The organism is Paracoccus isoporae, from assembly GCF_900101865.1.
Taxonomy (GTDB): domain Bacteria; phylum Pseudomonadota; class Alphaproteobacteria; order Rhodobacterales; family Rhodobacteraceae; genus Paracoccus; species Paracoccus isoporae.
Map to the genome: position 1 here is coordinate 1 of NZ_FNAH01000024.1, position 7,850 is coordinate 7,850.

The window sequence follows — 7,850 nt, forward strand, 5'->3', positions numbered from 1 at the left end:
GGTGCTGGGGCGAGACGACGGCCGGGCTTGTGGTCACAGCACCGCCGTCCACAGCCGGAACCGCGTTCCGCCCGTGATCTCGCGCACCAGCCCTAGTCCCTGCAAGCGCGCCAGCAGCCGCTCGGCGGTATCGCGGCTGATCGCCGCTTCGGCTTCCAGCGCAGCGGCGGAAACCACTGGATGCACCACCAGCGCATCGATCACCAATTCCGCATTGCTGCCCTTGATCCTCGCCGTCGTTCGCCTGGCCCGATCTGCCCAGTCCATCAGCTGCCGGATCACGCGGAACCCCGCCTCGCAGCCGGCCGCAATGGCCCCGCACCACGCCCTCAGAAATTCTTCCGCATCACCACCTATCGTCCAAACTCGCCGCCCGGCCTGTCCCATCGGCACCATCACCAGCGGCCCCGCGCTGTCCGCCATGGCCCGTGCCGCCCAGCACATCGCTTCCAGCTGGTGCCCGTCCGGCGACAGATCGATAAGCCGCCAGAGCCGGCATCCGAACGCTGCCCGGGTGATCGCATGGCACCCCTCCAGTGCGGCAAGTCCCGCCGCAAACCCCTCGGTCTCGGAGTCAAAATCGGCTCCGGTCGGGCGCAGCAGGTCGCTGTCGCCCCGCCCCTGCCCCCCCCGGTGCAGCCCGAGGAAATCCCGCAACGCCTCCAGACGCCCCCTGCCCTGCAACCGCCCGATGGCCCACCGGGCCAGAGCCAGCGCTTCCAGGTCGACCGAGGACGGCGCATCGGCCAGGTCGCGGATCAGCACGTCTTGCGGGATCGGCGTCCCCGCGGCCCAGAGCATGGACACGACCTCACTGAATGCCAGCCGGGCAATCAGACCGCGGCGCGTTTTTTCGTCCAGACCGGCCAGCAGCCCGTCCAGCCGGCCGATGGCCTGCGCGGCCTGCGCCAGGTCCACGGCGCAGTCCCGCTCCGCCATGCGCCAGGCCGCCGGATCGAGCAATAACCTCCGATCCGCCCGTGGCAGGGGTGGATAGGCGGGATCGTCGCCCTCTGGTGGATCGAACCAATATTCTTCCAGATCGCTCATATCCGCAGAATAGCCGATAAATGCGGATCACTGAAGCATGTTTCTTTTTCCATCATTACTGTCGATAAGATACGATTATCGATAGTGTTGAAGAAGGACCGACATTCCGCTATCATGGGAGGGGAAACCGGTCAGGGAGAGCCTCAATGCGCCGCAGAATCGCCCAACTGGCGAACGAAGGGCGCGGCCTCGGGCACCGCCGCCGCGGCCCGGACAAAGCGGCGATCCGCGGTCACCACCGGCACCTTGTGCCGCATCGCCAGGGCGAGATAGCTGCAGTCATAGACCGGATGATCCAGGAGCAGCGACAGCTGCAGCGCCCGCTGTGCCAGGGAGGCATCCTCTGCTCCCTGGCGCAGCGGCGCCCGGGTGATCAGGTCGAGGGCATCGGCCGCCTCTTCCGGCAGCAGTCGCTGCCGCCGTACGGCCGACCACAGCGCATTCGCGACCTCGATGTAGATCAGAGCCGGGGCGTAAAGTGGCCGTCCGTCGAGCAGCGTGACGGCAGCTTCACTGCCCTCTTCCTGCAGGACCCATTTCAGCGCGGTGCTGGCATCGACCACACAGGGTCCGGAGCTTGGCCCGGCGACGGCGTCGCTCACGCGCGCGCGTCCCGTCCCGCGCGCACCAGCGCGGCGCTGTCGGTGCCGCGATCGAGGCGGGCCCGCAACCGGGCCGCCGCCGCTGCGAAGTCCTCGGACTGGCCGGGCGTGCCCAGCACCTCGCGCAAGAGCATCCGGTGTTCGGCCTCGACCGAGCGGCCATTGGCTGCCGCCCGCAGCCGCAGGGCCTGCGCCGTGGTCTCGTCGACATCCCGCACGATCAGCTGTGCCATGGCTCGTTCTCCATCAATCCATTATCAATGATAGCAACCTGATGTCACAACTTCAACCCCTGCCCCTCCCGTCGTCGCTCACGCCCGCCGACCAGGACGCGCTGACGGATCTCTTCCGCCGGGGCACGGCCGAGAACACGCTCCGCGCCTATGAACAGGATCTGGCCTATATCGGGGCCTGGAAGGCTGCTGCGTTCGGTGCCGCACTCGCCTGGCCCGAGGAAGAAGAGGTGGCGCTGCGCTTCATCCTCGATCATGCGCGGGATTTGCGCGACGCGACCGGGCCGGCCCGTGAGGCAGCCGAGGCCCTGGTGGCCGCGGGACTGAGGCGCGGATACGCCGCTCCTGCCCCGTCGACACTGGATCGCCGCATCGCAAGCTGGCGTGCCTTCCACCGGATGAAGAACCTTCGCTCTCCCTTTGACGCGCCGCTGATCAAGGAAGCCCGCATCAAGGCGCGGCGGGCCGTGGCCCGGCCGCGCCAGCGCAAATCCGAAAACCCGATCACTCGCGAGGTGCTGAGGGCGATGCTGGCGACCTGCCGCACCGGCGTGAGGCGCGACCTGCGAGATCACGCCGCCCTGGCGCTGGCCTGGGCCAGCGGCGGGCGCCGGCGCTCCGAGGTCACGGCGCTGAATCTCGACGATATCGACGCCCGGCCAATGGCGGAGCGCGGGCTGATCCGCATTCGCCTCTTGCACACCAAGACCACCACGCTCGATCAGGCTCCCTGGCTGCCGCTGAAAGGGTTTCCGGCACGCTCGGTGCTGGCCTGGATCGAGGCCGCCGGAATCATCGGTGGGCCGCTCTTCCGTCCGGTCAGCCAAGCCGACCGGGTGCTGAAACGTCGCCTGACGCCGGGCGGGTTCCGTGAGATCGTCGCCCATCGCCTAGAACTGGCCGGCTATCCACGGGACTTTGCCAGCCCGCACGGTTTGCGCGCGGGATTCCTGACGCAGGCGGCGCTGGATGGCGCGCCGCTCGCCGCCGCCATGCAGCTGTCGCTGCACCGCGATCCCGGCCAGGCACAGGCCTATTACGCCGATGTCGAAATCACCGATAACCCCGCCGCGAACCTGCTGGGGGACTAGAATTGCTTGGGTACGATGCTCATACGCGCCTGTGCGGTCGCCTTTCGGTCAAAGCTGAAGACCTCGCCAAAACCTGCCTCATGGCCCGCAAGCGCAATCATGTGATCCGAAAACCCCGCTCCGCCTTGCCGGTAGCGCTCGACCGCCCGTCCGACGCGCTCTGCCGCTTCGACGACGATCTCGCGCGCTGACAAAAGCCCGTCGACCTCACCCGCGATCTCGGATCGCGACAGCCCATAGGCGCGCTCGAGCACCCAGACCAGTTCCACCATCACCTCGCGGCACGGCATTGCCAAGCTGTTGTTTCGTGAAAGCCCTGCTACAGGATTTCGAATGAAAATGCCATCATCCTTGGGGTCCCAAAGACGCCGCTTGATCTGAAGAATTGGGCCCGACATCGTTCGGGCCCAGCACCCGCAAGTCGATCTTGAACGCGTTCAAGATTAGATCGTTTTGCACCTCACCGCCTTTAATCATACTCCTAAATTCAGATAGGCGCGTGGTATCTTCCAATTGCGCCCATAATAGTGCTACTATGAGTGGCGAAACGAGTCGAACTCGGAGTCAACCGAAGTCGGGGCAGCGATATGAGCGGAAGTCTAGAACAGTTTTTGACCGACCTGTCACGAGGCTTGGAGCGCACAATGGTCGCCGTCAACAAAGAGTTGACGCTGCGCCATCGTATCAAGCGCACTTGGTCGATGCGACAGTGCGCTCGCTTCTTGAACGTCAGCAGCCAATACTTGACCAAGTTCGCGAATGGTAACGACGACTTTCCAAAGGGTGAGTACGTTGGACGCGAGCGTGTCTTCAACCTTCATGAACTGATGCATATGCGCGCTTTGATGGCGGCGTCTGCAAAGCGTCCTTTTGACTATCTTGCGTGGCGCAAGCCCGGCGATCCGCTTCCAGTCATTTCATTCGCCAGCCAAAAGGGCGGCACGGCCAAGAGTCTTAGCGCTGCACATTTCGCACAGTACCTGAGCCTACATTACGGAATGCGTGTTGGCGTGATGGATGCGGACCCGCAGAGCACGATCACACTTTACTTTGTAGGCGGTGAGGGGTTGTCTCAAATGCCTACTGAAGAAACGCCATCGATGGTGGACTTCGCGGGCCTCTTCCAGTCTGAGGAGGCGCCGTACACGGATCACTCCGCGGAGACGCTGGATAGCTTCTTTTTGAAGACTTCTTGGCCAGGGCTTCGATTGGTTCCAGCGCACGGAGAGACCTCTGAGGGCGAAATTCAGATCGCCCGCTTGGTTCGCGAAGCTCCTGCAGGCAAGAGTTTCTACCGCTACCTTCGGGACGCGATTGATCGCTGGAAAGAAGCGCACCCTCCGGCAACTGCTCCCAATGAACTTGTTACGGATGGAAAGGTCGATCCTGTCCGACTTGAGCATGCGCTGAACGAAACGCTGGATTGCATCATTATTGATTATCAACCGGCGCTGACGCTTTTCCAGCTCAACAATGTGATAGCCTCTTCATCCCTCGTCATTCCTCAGACCATGAAGGGGTTCGACATCGCAACTCTGTCGACCTTTGTCACCGGCCTGCTAAGTATGCTGCAGCACATCTTAGCACATGAGCGTATCGATATTGGCTCGGGTGCCAACATGCTTTTGCCAGCCATTGTGCAGCGTTCCAACGGTCAGGATCTCAACCACATCGGCAATCTTCTCGAGCACTGCCCCACGGAGATCTTGCCCGTATTCTATCTTCGGTCAGACGCGATTTCGAACGCTTCAGACGTTTATCAGTCGGTCTACGAATACGAGCCTGACACGCCTGGCAAGCGAAAAGGTATCAACAGATTTATTGAGAACGCAGACGCGGTGAACGATGCAATCGTCAGCCGTCTGTGGCCAGGCCTCGAACGTGGTTATGCGAATGCTTGGATGGACACGTTCTATGATGACGATGACGGGGAGACCGCAGCATGAAGCGAACTATCCCGAGGTCGCTGGTTTCGAAAGCGTTGAACCAATCAGCTGAGCCGAGTGGCAATGGCGACGAGGCAAAAGTCGACACTGCACCGTCTTCTACTACTGCACCTTTCAAGGGAGCGGGTAGTGCATGGAAGGCCGGCGCACTTGCCCAATCGCAGGCAGCGATAGAGCAGGGACGTACGCAGCTCGTCGATGACATTCTGAACGGCCGTCACGAACTTCAGATTTCACCGGAACAAGTGCAGGATCCGTTAGGTTCAGATCGTCGTGATGACTGGCTGGCACAAGAGGCCTTTCAAACGCTTGTTAAGAGCATCGAAACCAACGGCCAAGACACGCCCATCCTTGTTTGGCCAGAGGATCCGAAATGGAAGCCCGACCCGTTGAGCCCAACAGATGTCGCGGATGCTCGCTTTATCATGCTGACCGGCAGACGTCGTCATGCTGCAGCGAAAACCTTGGGGCTTAAGCTTCGAGCAATCTTGGCGTCCCCAGAGAAGCGAGGCGCGGAGAACGCGCAGTTCGAGATGCTGTTCCTCCGTTTCCGGGAAAACGAGGAAAGGGAGAACCTTGGCGCATTCGAGCGCCTACTGGCTATCGGAGAGATGTACGAGACGCTTCGTGAGTCTGGCGAGAAGACGACTGCGGTAGCGTTTGCAGCACGTATTGGAGTCCACGAGAGTATCGTGTCGCGCGCTCGCGCAGTTTTCGGGGCTCGAGATCAAATCTTGAACGCGTTCAAGAACGCTTACGACATGAGCTTCCAGGATCTGCAAAAAGCGCTGGCCAGCCTTGAGGGCAAGCCGAAGAAGAAAGTCAGAAAGTCCGCTCAGAAGATCACCGCCAAGCGCAAGGTAGGGGGTCGTAATCTCTCGCTCACGTCAGCGAACGGCAATCTCTCGATCAAAGCAGCAAGCGTACCGCTGAGCCAAGAGAAGCTTGAGGAGTTGAGCGATCTGATCGCGGACTTCTTGGCAAAGAATAAGGAGGTTCCACCGACGGGCTAGAGCCTGAATACCGGTGCATCTCCATACATTGAGGCCACGAGCAAGAAGGAAGAATGTGATCTAAAGGCAAAAGAAAAGCCCCCAAGCTGAGGGCCTGAGAGCTGATCTTATTGGTTTGGTCGCCTTGAAGATAAGTCTCTCTCGAATCACTGTCAACAAGAACGCTTCTGAGCGAACGGCTTTCTTTTGCCTCCACACAACTGGAGGTGAGAAACAGGCATGAAACATACAGGTTGGCGCAAGCCGACACCGGGTCTTGGCATTGCAGAGCAACTTGCCCAAGCCGGTGAACAGGTAGCTGTACCCAAAGCGCGGGCCTTCGTGGCTGTGAAGCGGGTGGGGGCCTACATTGGCCTCAAGGCAGGAGATATGATGCTCCTCGATACGCTCGGGGCCTTTACACAGGCCCTGGATTGGGAGGGGGGGCAGCGTCCGATCGTCTGGGCATCGAATGCCTATCTGATGGAGCAGACGGGTTTCTCGCTCTCTACGCTCAAGCGCCATGCACGGCGGCTGGCCGAGATCGGCGTGATTTCCTTCCAGGACAGCCCGAACGGCAAGCGGTGGGGCCGCAGGGACGCCGAGGGGCGCATCGTCGAGGCCTATGGCTTCGATCTGTCGCCGCTGTCGGCGCGCGTCGAGGAGTTCGAGGAGCTTCATGCCGAATTGCAAGCCGAGCGCGAGCTCTGTCAGCGCCTGAAGCGCCAGATCACGGTTGCACGCCGTATGATCCGCGCTCGGATTGAAGCGGCCGTCAGCAGCGCGCTGCGAGGACCCTGGACGCAATTCATAGGTCTCTTCGAGGAGCTTCTGAACCGGCTTCCTCGCCGCCATGAAGCTTCAGAACAGCTTGAGCGGCTGCTAATCTGGTTCAAGGGGCTTCAGGAGCGCGTCGAAGCGGCCTATCTCAAGGCAACCGAGGTCGTTCAGCCTGTGGAAAACACCCCTGAAACCAAGGAACAAGGTTCTAAGAAAATTCAAGAAATGAACCCCAGGGAGGCCATTTTTGACCCTCATATACTAATTACAAACCAACTTAATCCTGTAACTCGTAATTCCTCGGAAAAAGAGGAAGTCGCGGCCGTGGTGCCCAATGCTCAGACCGAGGATCAGGTTGACAGGGAGCTGGAAGAGTGGGTTGCCGAGGTGCGCAAGAAGCGCGCCGCGCTGGATCTTCCGACTGTGATACAGGCCTGCCCGGAATTCGCATCCTGGGCGCGCAATTTGGGCGGGTTCCTGAAGGATTGGGGCGATCTGCACCGAGTCGCTGGTCAACTCAGGCCGATGATCGGCATTTCTGAACATGCCTGGAACGTGGCGCAGGACCGTTTGGGCAAACAGGTGGCGACAGCGGCGCTCGCGCTTGTCTTCGAGAAGCATTGCGCCGGCGAAGTTTCCTCGCCGGGCGGCTATCTGCGTGGCATGGTCGAAAAGGCCGGGGCAGGGGAGCTGCACCTCGAACGCAGCTTCTATGGCAGGCTCAGTGGCCAAGCCGCATGAGTTGTTGCTCAACAGGGATCATTGGCATACATTGCCAGCAAAGGAGAGCCGATAGATGGTTACGCGCAATGTTGTTCTGACCGAAACCCAGGACTAGCTGGTGCAGGCATTGGTGGCGTCTGGGCGTTACCAGAACGTCAGCGAAGCGATGCGCGCGGGGCTTCGTCTGCTGGAGCAGTAAGAAGCGCTGCTCGCCGGTATCCGGCAGGGCTTATTCGAGGGATTGACGCAAGCAAAGGCGGGTGAATTCGCCGAAGGCAGCGGAGAAGACGTAATCCGGCGGGCCTTTCGACAAGCGCGCGCAACTTCATGAACCGATCTCTTCGGCTGACGCGCCGCGCTGAGGCGAGCCTCGTCGAAATCGCCAAGTGGACGATCGAAAAATTCTGGCTCAAGCAGGCTGAACTCTATGAGA

The 7,850-nt window shown here is 61.0% G+C and carries 8 protein-coding genes and 1 pseudogene; 5 read left to right on the forward strand and 4 right to left on the reverse strand.

Features of this window, described 5'->3' with window-relative positions; all coding sequences use genetic code 11:
* Positions 1–33: 33 nt before the first annotated feature.
* The 3 genes from BLT73_RS16770 to BLT73_RS16780 all read right to left on the reverse strand — a co-directional run bounded on the left by BLT73_RS16770 (position 34) and on the right by BLT73_RS16780 (position 1,885).
* Positions 34–1,050 (reverse strand): DUF1403 family protein, encoded by a 1,017-nt coding sequence (locus BLT73_RS16770; RefSeq protein ID WP_090525732.1) that lies wholly within the window; start codon positions 1,048–1,050, stop codon positions 34–36.
* Between the two features lie 143 nt (positions 1,051–1,193).
* The gene (locus BLT73_RS16775) at positions 1,194–1,652 is read right to left on the reverse strand and encodes a type II toxin-antitoxin system VapC family toxin (protein ID WP_090525735.1); all 459 of its coding nucleotides are present in this window, start codon (positions 1,650–1,652) and stop codon (positions 1,194–1,196) included.
* Positions 1,649–1,885: a FitA-like ribbon-helix-helix domain-containing protein gene (locus BLT73_RS16780; protein ID WP_036743548.1), complete on the reverse strand. Its 237-nt coding sequence runs from the start codon at positions 1,883–1,885 to the stop codon at positions 1,649–1,651. The genes BLT73_RS16775 and BLT73_RS16780 overlap by 4 nt, the downstream gene beginning before the upstream one ends.
* A gap of 41 nt (positions 1,886–1,926) precedes the next feature.
* Between BLT73_RS16780 and BLT73_RS16785 the strand changes: the two genes are divergently transcribed.
* Positions 1,927–2,976: a tyrosine-type recombinase/integrase gene (locus BLT73_RS16785; RefSeq protein ID WP_090525736.1), complete on the forward strand. Its 1,050-nt coding sequence runs from the start codon at positions 1,927–1,929 to the stop codon at positions 2,974–2,976.
* Here BLT73_RS16785 and BLT73_RS16790 read toward each other — a convergent pair.
* Complete coding sequence (locus BLT73_RS16790; RefSeq protein WP_143025721.1) at positions 2,973–3,272, reverse strand: type II toxin-antitoxin system VapC family toxin; 300 nt, start codon at positions 3,270–3,272, stop codon at positions 2,973–2,975. The genes BLT73_RS16785 and BLT73_RS16790 overlap by 4 nt on opposite strands.
* A 291-nt stretch (positions 3,273–3,563) precedes the next feature.
* Here BLT73_RS16790 and BLT73_RS16795 point away from each other — a divergent pair, with 291 nt between their 5' ends.
* The 4 genes and pseudogenes from BLT73_RS16795 (at position 3,564) to BLT73_RS16810 (ending at position 7,748) form a co-directional block, all read left to right on the forward strand.
* Positions 3,564–4,922, forward strand: coding sequence for a ParA family protein (locus tag BLT73_RS16795; protein ID WP_176805220.1), 1,359 nt, complete (start codon positions 3,564–3,566; stop codon positions 4,920–4,922).
* Entirely contained in the window at positions 4,919–5,935 is a 1,017-nt protein-coding gene (locus BLT73_RS16800) for a ParB N-terminal domain-containing protein (protein WP_090525740.1), read from the forward strand. The genes BLT73_RS16795 and BLT73_RS16800 overlap by 4 nt, the downstream gene beginning before the upstream one ends.
* Positions 5,936–6,154: 219 nt before the next feature.
* Positions 6,155–7,435, forward strand: coding sequence for a plasmid replication protein RepC (gene repC, locus BLT73_RS16805; RefSeq protein WP_090525741.1), 1,281 nt, complete (start codon positions 6,155–6,157; stop codon positions 7,433–7,435).
* A 97-nt stretch (positions 7,436–7,532) separates the two neighbouring features.
* Positions 7,533–7,748, forward strand: a pseudogene (locus BLT73_RS16810) (type II toxin-antitoxin system ParD family antitoxin).
* Positions 7,749–7,850: the final 102 nt, after the last annotated feature.

What these genes read in the sequence shown, in the direction of transcription:
- BLT73_RS16770 (WP_090525732.1), bottom strand. Translation starts at nt 1,050, where the DNA reads ATGAGCGATCTGGAAGAATATTGGTTCGATCCACCAGAGGGCGACGAT.
- BLT73_RS16780 (WP_036743548.1), bottom strand. Translation starts at nt 1,885, where the DNA reads ATGGCACAGCTGATCGTGCGGGATGTCGACGAGACCACGGCGCAGGCC.
- BLT73_RS16785 (WP_090525736.1), top strand. Translation starts at nt 1,927, where the DNA reads ATGTCACAACTTCAACCCCTGCCCCTCCCGTCGTCGCTCACGCCCGCC.
- BLT73_RS16795 (WP_176805220.1), top strand. Translation starts at nt 3,564, where the DNA reads ATGAGCGGAAGTCTAGAACAGTTTTTGACCGACCTGTCACGAGGCTTG.
- BLT73_RS16800 (WP_090525740.1), top strand. Translation starts at nt 4,919, where the DNA reads ATGAAGCGAACTATCCCGAGGTCGCTGGTTTCGAAAGCGTTGAACCAA.
- repC (WP_090525741.1), top strand. Translation starts at nt 6,155, where the DNA reads ATGAAACATACAGGTTGGCGCAAGCCGACACCGGGTCTTGGCATTGCA.